The organism is Mucilaginibacter aquariorum (assembly GCF_024498135.1).
In the GTDB taxonomy this organism is placed as follows: Bacteria; Bacteroidota; Bacteroidia; order Sphingobacteriales; family Sphingobacteriaceae; genus Mucilaginibacter; species Mucilaginibacter aquariorum.
This window is the reverse complement of sequence record NZ_JANHOH010000001.1, coordinates 231,758-248,920: the sequence shown is the minus strand read 5'-3', so window position 1 is coordinate 248,920 and position 17,163 is coordinate 231,758. Positions and strand designations below refer to the sequence as shown.

The 17,163-nt window shown below is 45.0% G+C and carries 15 protein-coding genes and 1 pseudogene; 12 read left to right on the top strand and 4 right to left on the bottom strand.

Translation table 11 applies throughout. The features are described 5' to 3' along the window. Positions 1-71: 71 nt before the first annotated feature. The gene (locus NPE20_RS00980; protein WP_256536721.1) at positions 72-2,543 is read right to left on the bottom strand and encodes a hypothetical protein; all 2,472 of its coding nucleotides are present in this window, start codon (positions 2,541-2,543) and stop codon (positions 72-74) included. Between the two features lie 251 nt (positions 2,544-2,794). Between NPE20_RS00980 and NPE20_RS00975 the strand changes: the two genes are divergently transcribed. Beyond that, positions 2,795-3,058, top strand: coding sequence for a CBU_0592 family membrane protein (locus NPE20_RS00975; protein ID WP_256536720.1), 264 nt, complete (start codon positions 2,795-2,797; stop codon positions 3,056-3,058). Here NPE20_RS00975 and NPE20_RS00970 read toward each other — a convergent pair. Continuing rightward, positions 3,029-3,652: a TetR family transcriptional regulator gene (locus NPE20_RS00970; protein ID WP_256536719.1), complete on the bottom strand. Its 624-nt coding sequence runs from the start codon at positions 3,650-3,652 to the stop codon at positions 3,029-3,031. The genes NPE20_RS00975 and NPE20_RS00970 overlap by 30 nt on opposite strands. 448 nt (positions 3,653-4,100) lie before the next feature. Between NPE20_RS00970 and NPE20_RS00965 the strand changes: the two genes are divergently transcribed. The 4 genes from NPE20_RS00965 (at position 4,101) to NPE20_RS00950 (ending at position 10,894) form a co-directional block, all read left to right on the top strand. Next, positions 4,101-7,292: a SusC/RagA family TonB-linked outer membrane protein gene (locus tag NPE20_RS00965; protein ID WP_256536718.1), complete on the top strand. Its 3,192-nt coding sequence runs from the start codon at positions 4,101-4,103 to the stop codon at positions 7,290-7,292. 17 nt (positions 7,293-7,309) lie between these two features. Then, positions 7,310-8,767, top strand: a complete 1,458-nt coding sequence (locus tag NPE20_RS00960) for a SusD/RagB family nutrient-binding outer membrane lipoprotein (protein WP_256536717.1) — start codon at positions 7,310-7,312, stop codon at positions 8,765-8,767. A gap of 82 nt (positions 8,768-8,849) precedes the next feature. Beyond that, complete coding sequence (locus tag NPE20_RS00955; RefSeq protein ID WP_256536716.1) at positions 8,850-10,088, top strand: alkaline phosphatase family protein; 1,239 nt, start codon at positions 8,850-8,852, stop codon at positions 10,086-10,088. Further along, positions 10,061-10,894 carry a 5'-nucleotidase, lipoprotein e(P4) family gene (locus NPE20_RS00950; protein ID WP_256536715.1) on the top strand — a complete coding sequence of 278 codons (834 nt, stop codon included), beginning with the start codon at positions 10,061-10,063 and terminating at the stop codon, positions 10,892-10,894. The genes NPE20_RS00955 and NPE20_RS00950 overlap by 28 nt, the downstream gene beginning before the upstream one ends. A gap of 334 nt (positions 10,895-11,228) precedes the next feature. Here NPE20_RS00950 and NPE20_RS00945 read toward each other — a convergent pair whose 3' ends face one another. Further along, on the bottom strand, positions 11,229-12,212 hold the full coding sequence (locus NPE20_RS00945; protein ID WP_256536714.1) for a VOC family protein: 984 nt from the start codon (positions 12,210-12,212) through the stop codon (positions 11,229-11,231). Between the two features lie 465 nt (positions 12,213-12,677). Here NPE20_RS00945 and NPE20_RS00940 point away from each other — a divergent pair, with 465 nt between their 5' ends. After that, the gene (locus tag NPE20_RS00940) at positions 12,678-13,292 is read left to right on the top strand and encodes a class I SAM-dependent methyltransferase (RefSeq protein ID WP_256536713.1); all 615 of its coding nucleotides are present in this window, start codon (positions 12,678-12,680) and stop codon (positions 13,290-13,292) included. A gap of 255 nt (positions 13,293-13,547) precedes the next feature. Further along, positions 13,548-13,646: pseudogene (locus tag NPE20_RS26910) on the top strand (short chain dehydrogenase); the annotation flags it as partial. A 15-nt stretch (positions 13,647-13,661) separates the two neighbouring features. On the opposite strand, the gene NPE20_RS00935 reads toward NPE20_RS26910, so the two are convergent. After that, a complete protein-coding gene (locus NPE20_RS00935) occupies positions 13,662-13,814 on the bottom strand; it encodes a hypothetical protein (protein ID WP_256536712.1) in 153 nt (50 codons plus the stop codon). Positions 13,815-13,878: 64 nt separating this feature from the next. Here NPE20_RS00935 and NPE20_RS00930 point away from each other — a divergent pair, with 64 nt between their 5' ends. From NPE20_RS00930 to NPE20_RS00910, 5 genes are all read left to right on the top strand, one after another. Continuing rightward, entirely contained in the window at positions 13,879-14,946 is a 1,068-nt protein-coding gene (locus NPE20_RS00930) for a sensor histidine kinase (RefSeq protein WP_256536711.1), read from the top strand. Next, the gene (locus NPE20_RS00925) at positions 14,939-15,634 is read left to right on the top strand and encodes a LytR/AlgR family response regulator transcription factor (protein ID WP_256536710.1); all 696 of its coding nucleotides are present in this window, start codon (positions 14,939-14,941) and stop codon (positions 15,632-15,634) included. Before NPE20_RS00930 ends, NPE20_RS00925 begins: the two co-directional genes overlap by 8 nt. A 115-nt stretch (positions 15,635-15,749) precedes the next feature. Further along, positions 15,750-16,406 carry a porin family protein gene (locus NPE20_RS00920; protein WP_256536709.1) on the top strand — a complete coding sequence of 219 codons (657 nt, stop codon included), beginning with the start codon at positions 15,750-15,752 and terminating at the stop codon, positions 16,404-16,406. Beyond that, positions 16,403-16,813, top strand: a complete 411-nt coding sequence (locus NPE20_RS00915; RefSeq protein ID WP_256536708.1) for a hypothetical protein — start codon at positions 16,403-16,405, stop codon at positions 16,811-16,813. The genes NPE20_RS00920 and NPE20_RS00915 overlap by 4 nt, the downstream gene beginning before the upstream one ends. Continuing rightward, positions 16,788-17,153, top strand: a complete 366-nt coding sequence (locus NPE20_RS00910; protein ID WP_256536707.1) for a DoxX family protein — start codon at positions 16,788-16,790, stop codon at positions 17,151-17,153. Before NPE20_RS00915 ends, NPE20_RS00910 begins: the two co-directional genes overlap by 26 nt. Positions 17,154-17,163: the final 10 nt, after the last annotated feature.

The following is a 17,163-nucleotide window of genomic DNA, read 5'->3' as shown; positions in this document are numbered from 1 at the left end:
GCCTGTTAACAATCATAGATATAAAGGGTTTCTCCTTCCATAACAATTTGGCCTCTGGATATATGTTAGGCTTATACATATTGCGTTGTAGGTAGGTCATGCATCGAGCCTCTGACCCTCAAAACACCCCGCTGTTCCAACATCCCGAAAACAGTCAGATCTAGTTCGAAGACCGCGCCGCTTTGGGGCTCGTTCGGCATGTGGCGCTGCTTCCATTCGTCGATAGCGGTGGCGACCCTGGCGGCAAGCCCTGTGGCATATGCCTCTTTCGGTAATAGCAACACCGGCACGGTCACCGGTATTCCGGCCCCGGCAATAGCTTCATAACTGTACGAGACGGTCAACCGCAGCCAGCGACCGGTCGTATCGCCCAACAGTCGGGTGAAAAAAACCTCGATGCGTTCGGTCAGCGTTTGGCCGAAATCCGATATGTCGATCGGATCCGGTGCGGCCAGGAAAGGCGCAGCAGCAGCGCCCGGACCCACAAACCCGGTGCGAAGGGCGAAGTCGGGGTTTGGTGTCTTTCCGTCAACCGGCATCAGATTGCGTTCGAGCGCCAGCTCGGCGCGGGCGCTTTCGACCCCAAGTACATCCAGCTTTTCGAAAACAAGGCTACGCAAGTACCAGTTGCGGTCGGCAAAGGGCAGGTAGCGCTGTGTCGCGTCGGAACGGAACCTCCAGTATTCGCCCGTCCTTTCAGCAGCGTAGCCTTCATAACGCGGTAACAGCTGCGGCACGCCCGACCCTTCGGCGCCGGTGATAGCGACGCGCAATGTACCATCTTCTCCTTCGGCTTCCGCGATGCGATACGACACCTGCTGTTTCATCCTCATCATTTGGGTGCGATACATCCAGGCATTGCTCACGTTTAGCGCCAACCATTCAAATGATTCGCGGGCTTGTGGCACCACGTCTTCTTGTTCCAGGTCGGTACGCAGCTGCGCATAGGCCTCTGAGAATTCGATCAGAGCGTCGAACAGGTCGGGCCTCGACGTAGCATTCATTACAGATGCACCTGTATTGCCGGTATCGAGCCGCACGATCAGGGTGTCCTGAACGGCTGATTGGCGGTCGTAGGCGATACGGTAATCCCACAGTCGTGACTCAAGGAGCTTTGCTGTTGCATCAGCGGCGGCGCCTTCCGAAGCCAGCGCCTGTTGTTGCAGGATGACGGCCGGCATGGGCAGGGTTTGAAGCAGGATGGGAACACTAGCTTTCAGCAGCGGCCCGTTGGCCGTCGGCAATGTAACGGGATAATAGAGGCGGATATCGCCTTCGCCGTAAAACGGATTGGCTGCCCCGATGACCCGGAGCCCGCACTCGAGCGGCAGCGCCTTATGTTTGGCATGGTCGGCTGTGTCAGTCGAGCAGGCAGAGATGAACCAGGTCTTGTTTTCCCGAAAATTGAGAAAGATCTGCGACATAGCAAGCATTTGTCTGGTATCAACTGGAATTGCTTCCGCAAGCAGCCCCACGCCCACCGGGGCTTCGACGCCGCTAAGTTCCGCAACGAGCACGGCCACCAGCGTATTGGCGCGGCCGGACTTTTCCTCAAGCCACTCCTGCAGCCACCATTGGGCCTGTGCGAGCAGGTCTTCATGTCCGGTGTCGGTGAAAAGTGTCGCGAGCTCCTGACGTGCACGCTGGCTGGCAACGGCCTGGCGCGCAGCGGTGACAGCATCGGACGGATGACGGTCGAGCGCTTCGACGAAGCTTCCAGCCAGAGCGTTGAGGTCTACATCCTTCACCGACCGCTTCCCGATGACCGTGTCATGCGACCAGAGCGAATGACCACTCATGTATTGCCGCACCGGAACATCCGGCCTCGACTGCAAGGCAGCCGATAAGGGCCGCAGCCCGAAAAACGCAGAGCTTGAGAGCGAGCACCCGCCTTCGACCGTCCGAAAGGGCACCAGCCATAGTGTTTTCCGTCCGTTATTCACCGAGCACCCTATCTTCACATAGGGTGTTTTGTTTTCGAACGTCGTCACCCATGCTTCGAATTCTGCATTCGGAATGACACCGAAAGGGAACTCAAGGCCAGAATTTCCCCTGGTCGGCATTGACCCGAAAGGGTCCGGGCGCCAGGGTCTATCCCAAAGATACAATGCGAGCGGCCTTAGCCCTTTGAGCTTGCTTGACAGCGCTGCGGAAGGCAGGCTGATCGATTTTATCACAGGCTCAGGGCGACTGCCGTCGTTGAGCATGGCATTGAAAGCATCCAGTACGGCTCTGACAAAAGACAGGATGTGGTGGGCCGAGTCCCAGGCCGCAACATCCGGTACTGCCAAAAGCAGATAACGGGCGTGGGAAAGGGCATCTTCGGCATCAGAATACCGGTAAAGGTCCGTAACGGCCCTTTCGGTGTCTATGGGAGGTCCTTCGGTTCCGGCTTCAGTGAAATACGGAGCGGTATCGAATCGGAAATCGATCACGAAAGCGTCGGGTAGCAGGCAGGCACTGTAGGTTAAATTTGGCCATTCTGCGAAAGGAGGAATTTGTTTATACTGTCCGGAAAGATCGTTGGTTTGTGATTGTATCATGGTTAGGTTACTATGGGTGTTAAAGCCGAAGGGAAGATAGGAAAAAACGACAAGAATGCCGTGGCGCGGGATATTTTCTATGTTGGCAGAGAATGTCCAACCTTGTGAATTGAATTGTGCTGGTGATCCAATCTCTCCATGGCCACAATGGTTTTATTTACTAATTTTGAAAATTTCAAAGTACGAAACATGGCCACTATATGCCCATTTTTTATTAATGTTGTTAATAGAAAAAAAGTAAAACTATCATCATGAAGCAAATGATATTGGCAAGTATTGGCTGGTTGGGTGTGATTTTGTGCACAGTGGGCTATTTATTGCTAAGTATGAACGTAATAACGGCCGAATCGCGCATTTTTCAGTTATTAAATATTCTGGGCGGCCTATGCTTAGTAGCCACAGCTGTTGATAGTGATGATATGCCAAATGCGGTAGCCAATTTATTATGGATGTTTATAGGGGTTTATGCTTTGGGCCGCCGCTTGTTAACTCAAAGCCTCGTCCGTAAGGATTAAGTGCTCCATTCCTAAAATTTGATAGGCTCTGTTCTTATAATAGTCAAGCCTTTCTATATACGCCTTTTTATCATTCTCCAGCGATAGGTAAAAATAAGCACCATCTACTAATACGAAAATTAAATCAGCTGCCATTTTAGGCGATAAGACGTTTATCAGCTGTTTTTCATTGCATTGCTCAATCATTGCTGTAAGTGCAAGGCGAAGAGAATCGAGTATGGCTTTGTATTTCGTTTTTATTTTTTTCTCTCTGAAAGCAAGTGCATAAAAGGTGTAAAACAACCCGTCATCGAATAACAGGTTCCATTTTTTTGAGAAAAGCTTTTCAATGGTTTTTTGCAGGTCTGATAATGTAACCTCTCCCATGTTTTTAATAGTGTAGATCAGCAGGTACCGCTCAAGTATATGATCTATCAACGCATAGGTAAGATCTTCCTTTGTTTCAAAATAGTGACTAATCAGGCTTGGGTTAATGTCCATCACCTTTGCTATTTTGGCAATAGAGGTATTTTCATAACCTTCCTTTTTAGCAACCTTATAAAAAGTCTCTATAATTTCTAATTGTCTTTCTTCCTTAAGGCTTTTTCTACCCATGTTAATATTATGTGAAACGGTTAAACTAAGCAAAAGTAATGTTATTCGGAAATATAATAGATTGATTGACCATTCAATTAATTTATTAATTTTATGCTAACTTGCAGATAACATTATAAACAGACCTTAGGCCTCGATTTAACAGGCACAGCTTTACGAGAATCGCGTTTACAAAATCTTACTTGAATATGAAAAAATTCGCGTGGGGGTGCTTATGAATTTTATAAAGGCTTATACCATCCTTATCATAAGCTGCATGGCTTTAGGTGCTGAAAGCAGGATCACTAACAGATTACATAAAAATTTATAATCCTTAAACTAAAAGACGATAGCAAAAACATCAATCATTAAACACGGGCCAGGTTCGTGTTTAAAAAATGAGCAGGTACGCGGTGCTTGCTTATATCCTCTCTTATACAATTTACATTAATTAACAATTAGCTAATTTATGAAAAGAAAGAATTTTACCCATTTTTTACCCCCCTCATTTTTACGGTGTATGAGCCTGATGGTAGGCTTTATGACACTTTTAAACACTTTTGCCTTTGGTGAAAAAATAACTAAGCCAAATGATCCTGCCAACCTGTTTGTAAGTGCTCCCCGGATCATAAAAGGATATGTTACTGATGATAAAAAAGTAAATCTGCCCGGGGTTTCTATATTAATAAAAGGCACTAATACAGGCACCGTTACCGGCCAGGATGGCGGATTTTCTATTAAAGCCGATAATGGAGACGTACTTGTTTTAACCTATTTGGGTTTCAAGACCAAAGAAGTGCCCGTAACGGAAAGCAATTTGTATAACATAATTTTAGAAGAAGATTCCAAAGGCTTATCTGAAGTTGTAGTGACCGCATTGGGCGTAAAAAAGGAAAAAGCCAAGCTGGGCTACGCCGTGCAGGAAGTAAAAGGAGAGGCATTGGTTAAAGCGCGCGAACCCAATATAATCAACTCTTTAACGGGCAGGGTTGCAGGCTTAAATATCACAAACTCCACCGATCTGTTCCAGGATCCGGGGATTTCTTTACGCGGAAGAAAACCCTTAATTGTTATTGATGGTATCCCTGATCAGTCTGCCGATCTATACAAGATCAATGCGGATGACGTGGAAAGTATGAGCGTATTAAAAGGTGCAAGCGCTTCTGCCTTATATGGTTCTATCGGCCAAAACGGAGCGATCATGATCACCACTAAAAGAGGTAAGGGTAAGAATGTAAGCGTAGAAATTAATTCCTCTACCGAATTTCAGCCCAGCTTTATCCGGATCCCCAAAGTTCAAACGGAGTATGGCAATGGTTTTAAAGGAAAATATACATATGTTGATGGTTCGGGCGGAGGCCCGGAAGGCTCTGGCTGGATCTGGGGCCCTAAATTAGACCAGCGCGACCCATCAACACCAAGCGGCTATTATGAAACCCCGCAGTTTAATAGCCCTGTTGACCCTGTAACCGGCAAGCTGGTGCCATTACCGTTTATTTCAAGGGGTAAAAATAACGTGCCTGATTTTTTCAGAACGGGTGTTATATCCAGCAACAATATCAGCATAACGCAAAGTTCTGAGAAGGGTTCATTCCGTGCCTCAGCCTCGCACATTTATCAGCTTGGCATAGTACCCAACACGGATCTGAATAACAGCTCATTCAACGTATCGGGCAGCTACAAACTGTCAGATGCTTTAACGATGGATGCCCGTTTAAGCTATAACAAACAATACACCGATAATTTTCCCGAAACCGGTTATGGCCCAACCAACTACCTCTACAACCTGATCCTGTGGACAGGTGCCGACGTTAGTGTTAAAGACCAGCGCGATTACTGGGTACCGGGAAAAGTGGGCTTACAACAGCGCAATTATAACACCTCCTACTACAACAATCCTTATTTTCAGGCTTATGAATACCTGCGGTCATATGATAAGAACAATACCTTTGGCTCGCTTGATCTGAACTACAAGATCAGCCCTGAGCTTAGTATCCAATTTCGTAATGGTATCAACTCTTACGACCTTAACCGCACGTATAAAGAACCCAAAAGCTATATAGGATACAGTAATATATCGAAGGGGAATTTTACCGTTAATACCGCCAGCTATTTTGATATTGCCTCAGACCTGATAGCTGATTATAACCACACCTTTACCGACAAAATTAAGCTGCATGCCCAGGTAGGCGGCTCAAATTACTACCGGAGTAATAAGTATGGGAGCACCTATACCGACGGCTTAACTGTTCCGGGCTTTTACAACCTGAGCAATTCTGCCAACCCTGTACAGGGGAATAACTTTTTGGAAGAAAGAAGGACCAGCAGCGTTTACGGTGTGTTAGACCTGGAGTTTTTAAATGGCATATACCTTACTGCTACGGGTAGAAATGACATTATATCTACCCTCCCTGTAGCAAATAATAGCTTTTTTTATCCTTCGGTAAGTGCATCCGTAGTCATCTCCCAGTTTGTTACTTTACCGCAATGGTTTAGCTATCTTAAAACACGGGGCTCATGGTCCAGGGTGTCAAGCGCTACTTTAAATGATAATGCTTACACTTATAGTTATCTGCCTTCGTACAACAAAGGTACCACCTGGAATAATACCCCTGCACTTAGTTATGGCAATGCCATATTAAACCCCAATATCCAGCCGCAAACATCAGATAGCTGGGAGGTGGGTATCGATACCAAGTTTTTTAATAACAGGCTTAGTTTAGAGGCCACTTATTATCAAACCAGAGACTATAACAACATTGTTTCCATACCATTATCTATCAGTAGCGGTTACAGCAGCCAGTTAGAAAATGGAAATGTTTATCAACGTAAAGGATTGGAACTTGTACTGGGAGGCTCGCCGATAAAAACTAATAGTTTCAGGTGGGATGTTGCAGCAAACTTTAGCCAATACCGCCGGTATTTAAAAGAGATCTATCAAAACGCCCCTACGCTAGGTTATTTAAAAGTTGGCGACCGTGCAGACAAAATATATACTTCTGTATATCAAAAGGATCCGCAGGGTAATATTATTTATCAAAGTAACGGCTTCCCGTTAGATGATAATTTTCAAAGGTTTATTGGTAATCAGGACCCTAACTGGACATACGGTTTAGAAAATACGTTTACCTACAAGAATTTTGCTTTAAAAATTTTGGTTGATGGCCGTATTGGCGGTATGATGTACTCTACAACTAACCAAAAAATGTGGTGGGGTGGCACAAACCCCGGAACGGTTAACCATTATCGCGATGAAGCAAATGAAGGTAAAGAAACATTTGTGGGCAAGGGTGTAGTTGTTGTTTCCGGAGAAGCTACTTACGATGCCAATGGAAATATCACCCAGGACACCCGCGTTTTCGCGCCAAACACCAAGGCGGTTAACTATATCGATTACATGACCAATACCAGCAATAGTGCATATAATAACTACAACTATTTTTCGCAAACATTTTTAAAGCTGCGCGAGGTTACCTTAACATGGCAGGTACCTAATAAATGGCTGGGCAAATCATTTGTAAAGGGTATAAATTTATCGGCAGTTGGCCGTAACCTGTTGCTATTTTCAAAAATGCCAAATGTTGACCCGGATCCTGCTTCAGATAACCTGCAGACACCTTCGACCCGCACAATTGGCTTTAACGCGAACATTAAATTTTAATCAGTTAGATATTTAATATGAAAAAGATATTCTTAACACTGCTTGTTTGCATAGCTATAGGGCAAACAGGATGTAAAAAATTCAGCGAGTTTCAAACCGACCCCAATAAATCAACCTCGGCAACGCCCGATCTGTTGCTGAATACTATTGAACAGTCGGCTTTTCAATCAACCAGCATAGGTGCGGCGTTAACGTGCCGCCAAATGGTTTATACCGATGGGGCGTCTGACGAGCAGTATTATGGCTGGACAAGATCGGGTTTTGGCGATTATGACAATTTACGCCAGGTATTAAAAATGGAACAGGCCGCAACCGCTCAGGATAAACCGCAATATATGCCGATAGCAAAATTTTTTAGGGCCTGGTATTTTTTACAGCTTACGCAAACGTTTGGGGACATCCCTTACAGTGAAGCGCTTAAAGGCGAGGATGGTGTATATGCCCCGGCTTATGATAAACAGGAAGACATTTATTTAAGCGTCCTGAATGATCTGAAAGCCGCGAATGACCTAATTACTGCCAGTACCGAACCTGTTTTGGGCGATATTGTATACAACGGCAATATGCAGCAGTGGAAACGCGCTATTAATTCGTTATCGCTCCGGGTTTTATTGAGCCTTTCTTTAAAAGTGGATGATGCCAGGTATGATATCAAAAATCGTTTTGCAGCTATTGTGAACAATTCGGCACAATACCCCATTATGACCGGGAATGCTGACAACGCCCAGCTTAAATTTTATGATCTGGTTGGTAACAGGTATCCATATTTTAATAATAATGATATGCAAACCGCGTACTATATGGAAGAAACCTTTGTTAACTTGCTAAAAGGATATAAAGACCCCAGATTATTTAGCTTCGCAGATAAAGCCCCCAAATTTTCGGCATTACCGCCTACCGACTTTAACGCATACGGCGGTGTAAAAGGCAGCGCCACTGTAAATGAGAACAGCGGACGAACTACGGATGGGGAAATTTCAAAGATCAACCCCCGCTTTTATAACAATCCGGTTAATGAACCAAGTATTGCAATGGGTTACGCCGAATTGCAGTTTATACTGGCCGAAGGCGCCGTTAGAGGATGGATCAGCGGAAGCGCTGCCGATTATTATCAACAGGGTATCCGCGCTTCCATGTCATTTTATAATATTGCCCCGGCTGCTATTGATGCCTATGTAGCACAAAGTAGTGTTCAACTACCGGCCGTTAACCCGCTGCAAAGCATCATCACCCAAAAGTATATAGCCTCGTTTATGAATAGTGGTTACCAGCCTTTTTATGAACACCGCCGAACCGGCTTCCCTAACTTTGATGTCTCTGGCGACGGGGTGCTGAATAATAAAATGGTTCCTAAACGCTGGATGTATCCCGAAAGTGAGTTACGTGTAAACCAGCAGCACAATACAGAGGCCATTACCCGGCAGTATCCGCAAGGAGATAATATTAACGGGGTTATGTGGTTAATTAAACCCTAATAATAACTTTGCTTTCCGGCCACATCACATAGCTGGAAAGCATACTTAAAGAGGCTTATTTATATCTTACTAAAATCAAAACATGTTTAAAAAAGTTATTATAGCAGGTTTAATGTTTGCGGGCCTGCAAGGCATGGCCCAGCAAGCTAAAAAAACAGTATTTGTTATTGCCGATGGTATTCCGGCCGATGTGATCGAAAAACTTGATCTGCCAAATATTAAACGCATCATTCAGGATGGCAGCTATACCCGCATCCATGTTGGCGGCGATAAAGGCACCTACAACCAAACCCCAACCATTTCGGCTGTCGGGTACAACAGTTTATTAACCGGCACCTGGGTAAATAAGCACAACGTGCCCGATAATGATATCAAAGATCCTAATTATCACTACCAAAATATTTTCAGGCTTTTAAAAGAACAGTATCCGAATAAAAAAACAGCAATTTTTTCGAGCTGGACGGATAATCGCACCAAACTGCTGGGGCATAATTTGCCTACAGCCGGTAATTTAAAGGTAGACCAGTATTTTGATGGTTTTGAATTAGATACCGTAAAATTCAAACATGATAAAAAATCTGACTATATGCACAGGATAGACGAGCAGGTAGTTAGTGATGCTGCGGCTACACTTAAGAAAGATGCTCCCGATCTTTCATGGGTATATCTGGAGTATACCGATGATATGGGCCACATGCATGGCGACAGCCCCGAATTTTACGCAGCTGTTAAAATGCTGGATGCGCAACTGGGTAAAATATATGATGCTATTAATTACCGCAAAAAAAACTTTAAAGAAGACTGGCTATTGGTTGTAACTACCGACCATGGCAGGGATGAAAAAAGCGGCAGCGGACACGGAGGTCAGTCAAACAGGCAGCGCAACACATGGCTGGTAACCAACTACCCCCATTTAAATACTTACGCTAAATATTTCCAGCCCGCTATAGTAGATATTTTGCCTTCAATAGCGCGGTTTATGAATATCAATATCCCGATAGAGGTAAGACAAGAGCTGGACGGAACCCCTTTCATTGGCCCGGTTTCTGTTGCCGACATAAATGCGAATTACATACAAGGGAATATTGATGTAAGCTGGAAATCGTTAGACGATAAAGGCAAAGTTAAAATATGGGTTACCACCACAAACAATTTTAAAACCGGCGGTAAGGACGAGTACCATATGCTTGCTGAGGTACCTGTAAATCAAAAACACGCTTTGCTCGACGTAAAAAACTACCCATCAGCATTTTATAAAATTGTATTGGAAGCCCCTGATAATATCACCAACAAATGGCTAATAATGGAGGCGAAAAAATAATGAAAGCACATCATATCTATCTCATCACTTTTTTACTGGCAGTAGGTACCAAAGCAGGATTTTGTCAAACTGCCCCACAGGAAAAAAACATTCCCCTGCTGCCCGCCGGGCCGGCATGGGGCGCGTTATGGCAACAACGTGCGGGAGAATATAGAGCCCTGACTTACCAGGCTTATAATTTGGCTAAGATACGTTTAGACGAATTCATCGCAAAAAAAAGACAAAAACCCAAAGCTATTATCACAGATATCGACGAAACGGTTTTAGACAATAGCCCCTATTTTGTCAGGCAGGCGAGCAAAGGCAATACTTACTCCGATTCTACCTGGATAAGCTGGACAGCGGAGATCCGCTGCGATACAGTACCCGGCGCATACAATTTTTTAAAGTATGCGCAAAGCCGCGGGGTAACTGTCTTTTATATTACCAATCGTTTCCAGGTTGAGCAAACGCCTACAATTAAAAACCTGCAAAAATTCAATTTGCCAAATGCCGATTCTTCGCATTTGTTGTTACTTAACGGACAAAACTCAAGCAAGGAAAGCAGACGACTGCAGATCACTAAAAACTATGATGTTGTACTGTTCATCGGTGACAATCTGGGTGACTTCAGTAAGCTATTTGATGGCTTAACTTACAACCAACGCAGTGAAAAAGCCAGTGTAAGCGCTAACAACTTCGGCAATCATTTTATTGTTCTTCCTAATGCGATGTATGGAACCTGGGAAGATAAGTTGTATCCCAAAAATGCAGCTTCAGAAAAGGATAAAAATGCGGCATTAAATACGCTATTGCGTTATGAATAACAAAAGTAATTGAACCAGTATATAAACAAACGACCCGTCTTAGGCCGGGTCGTTTGTTTATATACCTTAGTACCAAGGCATTCAGCAACCCGATCAGTTAAATATATCACTTTCGTACACCTTAAATCTAAAATTAAGTTTTAGATTTAAGGTGTACGGTTTGGTATCAAACAGGTAGAGAAACAATGATCTTTATTGGTATTTCAGGGAGGGGTTATAAAGTGCAAACCCTGTAAATCTTCTGATTTACAGGGTTTGATTTGGTATTGATTTCTGTCGTCTTAACAGCACAATTTTTGAACCATTTTTTGCAGGATTTGAAGAAATTGGCTAGCTAAACAAAATGAGGGATCATATAAACGATACCTAAATTAGCGTGGCTTTTTGATTGGTGAAATAAGCATTCATATGGTGATTTTATGAATAGGATTATTCCCCCTGATAAGCCCGTTTCAGGACTGCCAGGTCGATCTTTTTCATCGGCATGAATGCCTTGCGTCACGCGGTCGATCTGTTCACGGGTGCCCTTCCGGAACACGTCTGCCATTAAAGTTGATGTTACCTGCCAGGAAATACCAAATTTATCCTTTAGCCAGCCGCATTGCTCGGACTTAGGATCAGCGGAAAGCGCGGAGAAATAATAGTCGATCTCCTCCTGCGTTTCACAGGAAATCAACAGCGATACCGCTTCATTGAAAACAAAATCATGCGGATGGGCGCTATCCATCGCCACCAGCCAGGTACCATTAATGAAAAAATCAGCGTACATTAAAGTACCCGCTTTATCCGGCCCTATATCCTGCGGGCGCGGCGCAGTGGTACCCCGCTTGCTATCCTTGAATATCGAGCAATAAAAATCGATAGCTTCACCTGCTTTGCCGGCCATCGCTTCGGTAAATAGCAACGATGGCATAACTACCGGTCTCTGCTCGCCCGAATTCTTAAGCAGGAGCTGCCAGGAAACGCCATATTTATCAGCGAGCCAGCCATAACGATCGTTGAACGGGTAGCTATCCAGTGCCATCATCACCTTACCGCCCACTACGAGTTTGTTCCAGACCTCATCCAAATGGGTTGCCGTATCAAAATGAACCATAAAGGAAATAGACGGGTTGAACTTGAACAGCGGCCCGGCACTGATCGCCATAAAGGGTTGCCCGGCTAAGGTAAACTCCACGATATCACAATCGCCTGAGGGCGTATTATGCAATTGGTTTACATAAGTTACTGTCGATTCTGGCAGTAAGCCTGTATAAAATTCGGCAGCTTCCTTTGCCTGGCTGTCGAACCATAGGTGTGGTTTGATCGGTACCATCATTTTTAATTTAGTTTTTCAGGTATTTTATTAACCCCAAAATAAATGATTTGTTGCGGGGATATAAGGGCTGTTAGAAACATTTTTGGGGTAAATTGCGACAATCTTGTAAAAGCTAAACGATTTGTTAAAGATCACGTTATAGATATAAACTGTGTAGAGGGATCTTTTGGGAAATTTTATCCAAACCAAGTCTTTCCTATTACCATCTTTAATATATCAACGATAACTTTCTTTAAAAGCAAGCTGGCTTTTCGCTCGAAGCCTTCCGCAAAAATTTCAAATAAAGCCCATTCAATCCCGCTATTGTCCTATCCGCCGGTTCCTATCGACGGTAACTTTGTGGTATCAATATTTAATGCAATGACCACAAAAATCAAACCGATCGCCGCTCGCTAATGCGGTCGCTACCGGCACCGCGACAGGGATGGCCATTAGTAAACAATTAATTATAGCAGAATTTTAAATATGGACAAACAATTCTGGGATGCGCGTTACAACGATCCCGCGTATGCCTATGGCACCGAACCGAACCTTTTTTTCGCCGAACAATTACAAAGACTACGTCCCTGCGCCATTTTAATGCCTGCCGACGGCGAAGGCCGGAACGGCGTTTTTGCAGCCACTTTGGGCTGGCAGGTAACAGCTTGCGACCTGAGCAGTGCAGGCCGCGATAAAGCTTTAGTGCTAGCGGCAACACAGCAGGTTGATTTAAATTATATCGTTGGTGATCTAAATACGCTTCAATTTGAAGCAAATGCTTTCGATGCCATTGGTTTGATCTATGCTCATTTTCCAGCAGATCAAAAATCCAGGTTGCATCGCCAGCTTGACCGCTATCTGAAGCCCGGCGGCGTCATTATTTTCGAAGCCTTCAGCAAGGCGCACCTGGAACTCAGACAAGTCAATCCGGAAGTCGGAGGTCCCACGGAATTGGCCATGCTTTTTTCAGCAGCAGAATTACAGACCGACTTTCCCAATTATACCATCCAACTGCTGGAAGAAATAGAGACCACATTGCTGGAAGGACAATATCACCGTGGCAAAAGCGCCATCGTTCGCTTTGTCGGCATTAAACAATAAAATTTGCGGATATCACCTCGACAGCCGCCATTGAAAACATGTTCAAACAGGCAGGCGCATTTAACGCGTTCATCTCTACTGCAGGCCCACTTATGTCGGCCTCTGGTCAACAATGGGCAATGCCGAATTCCGCAAAGGGGTGGAAGGCAAAATGATGGGCTAGATCAACCTGGTCCTTATCGGCCAGTATTACATTAAGCCGAAAGGTTTCTTTACCTTGATCACCGAGGCTTTGACCGATGAGCCCAAAAGAATATCGCGAGTGCCTCGGCTGCCAACGGCGCCGTAGAAGGATTTGTCCGCGCTGCGGCTATTGAACTGGGAAACGGTATCCGCATCAACGCGGTCAGCCCGACGGTGATTGAAGACTCACCGCAATATTTCCCTTACTTTCCCAGCGAGATTCCCACCGCCATGCAGCAACTCGAACACGCCTTTCGCAAAAGCCTGTTTGGTGCGCATACCGGGCAGATCATCAAATCGTAATGATCTTGCTGAGCAAACCGCCAGTTTGGCAGACATATATGGGCGGTTTGCATATTAAATGTTGCAATACGGGATTAAAGCAAGACATTTACAGGTAATTATGAAAAAATACTTTGCCATTCTTTTGAATATCGGTTTCTGGGCCTGTTATTTCATTTTGATCGGCATCCTGATCGCGCTTTACAACAAGAGCAGCCCGCCTGCGGGCGATCACGTCGCGCGGATGACCAATGCTTTCAAGAACCTTTTCCTTTTTGCCATCCTGCCATCCGCGATCACTTACATCTTATATTATTTAGTTTTGTTTCCCAAATACCTGCAACAACGTAAATTTTGGCTGGCGCTGGCCTTTGGACTGGCAATCGCCGTTGGCGCGGCCGTGTTATCTTATATCCTGCATCGCTACCTGATTGAAACCGGCCGGGTATTAGACATGGACGAGGGCGGTAAGAACGGGCGCAGCACCGCCGTCAAGGTGATCATGGTTACTTCTTTTATCAACCTGATTGCTGGCGTGATCGCTTTAAGTATTAAAGGATTTACTACCTGGGTGTCCGAGATCAGGCTGAAAGAACTGTTAAAGGAAAAAAACTACGAAATGGAAATGGCGCTGGTCAAATCCCAGCTGGATCCGCATTTATTGTTTAATACGATCAATAATATTGATGCGCTGATCTTGAAAGACGCGGTGAAAGCCTCCAATTACCTGAACCAATTGTCAGGCATTATGCGCTTCATTTTGTACGAAACCAAGACCGAACAGATCCTGCTCCACAAGGAAGTGGAATACCTGGAGAAATATATCGCCCTGCAAAAGATCAGGACCGCTAACCAGAATTATGTAAACTTCTCGGTCACGGGCGTAATGGGTAATAAATTGATAGCCCCGATGGTGTTTATTCCCTTTATTGAAAATGCTTTTAAGCATACTAACAATAAGAAGATCGAGAACGCTATCACGATCGACATTTTTGTCAATGATGATAATGTCCGCTTGCTCTGTGCAAATAAATTCGATCCGCGACCCTCAGCCCGGCAACCTGACAGCGGTTTGGGCAACGAACTGATCCGTAAGCGCCTGGACTTGCTGTATAAAGGCAAGCACAGCTTACGGGTAGATAAAACCAATGAACTATATTCAATTGATCTAATGATTCCCAATGGATAAACTGAGCTGTATTATTATCGAAGATGAGCCTCTGGCGCTGGAAAAGACAAAGGACTTTGTAGAAAAGGTTCCTTTTTTGCATTTAAGTGCGACGTTCGATAACGCCCTCACCGGGCTGAATTACCTGAACAACAACAAGGTTGACCTGCTCTTCCTGGATATCAACATGGATGAACTGACCGGCATAGAGTTACTGGAAAGCTCGAAGATCAGCAGCCAGGTGATCATCACCACCGCTTATCAGGAGTACGCACTAAAGGGCTATGAATTACAGATCACCGATTACTTACTAAAGCCCTTTACCTTCCACCGCTTCCTGCAGGCGGTGAATAAAGCGCAGGAAAACTTAACGCAAAAAAAAACCGATAATCACGCTGATTTCATCTTTGTGAAAACCGAGAACCGGTTGGAAAAGATTATGATCAGCGAGATCATTTATATAGAAGGCATGCGGGATTACCGGCGGATCCATACCACCACCAAAAAGGTGATGACCCTGCAGAATTTCAGCGAATTTGAACGATTGATCCCGGCCAGCCTCGTCTGCAGGGTACATAAGTCATTTATGATCGCGGTAAGCAAGATCGAATCCATCGAACGCAGCCGGATCAAGATCGCCGACCAGCTCATCCCGGTTTCCGATACCTATAAAGAAACTTTCTTCCAACTCATCAATAGCCGGGCATAGTCTTGCAGATGAAAACTACCCATAGGCAGACATTAGGGGTTGTTTGGCATAACAGAATTTAGCAACCTAAGTCATTCAGATACTTTTGGTTTAGAAAAAAACAAATCAAAAGAAAGTGAAAAAAATCTTATCCTCAGCATTGCTGATCCTCCTGTCCATTTGCGCCTTTGGCCAAAGCCATGACACGGTTAAAACAGCCAAAACCTATTTAGACCCTGTGATCAATTTAGTCAGCACTAATCTCAATTACGGTGCAGGCAACAGCGCTTTAAGCGACTATAAAAAATCGGTATTGGGTGCCCAAATCGGCATCTCTTTCCAGGCAGGCATCACGCCAGCATTTTCGCTGGTGTCTGAATTCTATTTCTCGATGAAAGGCGGAAAATTGAAAGACGGTAATCCCTTAACCAGTCGGGCTTCCACCATCCGTTTATACAGTTTTGAACTGCCCTTACTGGCGCGTTTTCACATCAGTGCGTTCCATATCAATGCCGGACCATCTATTGCCTATAACTTTTATGGCACCAATAATATCAATGACCAAACTACTGATCTGTCATTTGGGGCTGCTGGCTTCAGGCGCCTCGAAGCCGGCCTACAGGCGGGTGGGGGCTATACCCTTCATACCAAAACCAAAAGGGTCACGCTCGACCTGCGCTATAATTATGGTCTGACCAATATTTCCTACGGACAGGAAATGTATAACCGCAGCTTTGTGATCAGCATCCATGTTTCCAAAGCCTGGAAGACCAATCCATTCGCAGGGAAATGAGCCCAAACCGCAAAACCGTGCCGGTAGCAGGGATAGGTTACCTGCTCACCCTTGTGTCGACCCCGACCCTGGCGCTTTACCAGGCTGTCCATGCTATCGAAGCAGGACTGTTGTTGGGATCAGCTTATGTTTATTCTTGCATTTTATGGTTGCCCATCGCCATCCACTTTGCGTGGAATTTTGTCCAGTCCGGCGTCTTGGGCGCCGTCACTTCGGGCAACGACTCGACCAGCAGTTGGTTAACGACGCAGCTCACCGGTCCCGGATTCATCATCGGCGGAAAGTTCGGACCGGAAGGCACAATCCAGGCGAAGATCTTCTGCCCGATCGCCGCCGGCATCTTCATGTATTTAAACATTAAAAACAAAAAATTAATACGTTATGGAAAATCCCAAAAAGAACAATAGGCTGTATTTGACATTATTGATCTTACTGGCCGTATTTTTTTTTATCAGCGGCTATTTGGAGATCACCAAAAACCCGGTTACCTATCAGAAGACCCTGCAAATGGGTTACCCGCCTTACTTCATCCTGGCCTTAGGCATTTCAAAACTAATGGGCGTGATGGCTTTATTGCAACCCAGGTTCAAACGCCTAAAAGAATGGGCCTTTGCCGGGTTCACCTTTGACCTGATCTTCGCTTTTATATCGGGGTTGGCCATAGCGAGCTACAGCGACTGCATCAAGTCCGGCTTTGTGTTTGGCGTGCTCTTACTAACCTATGTATTATTTCAAAAGAAAACATAGGTCATCCTAT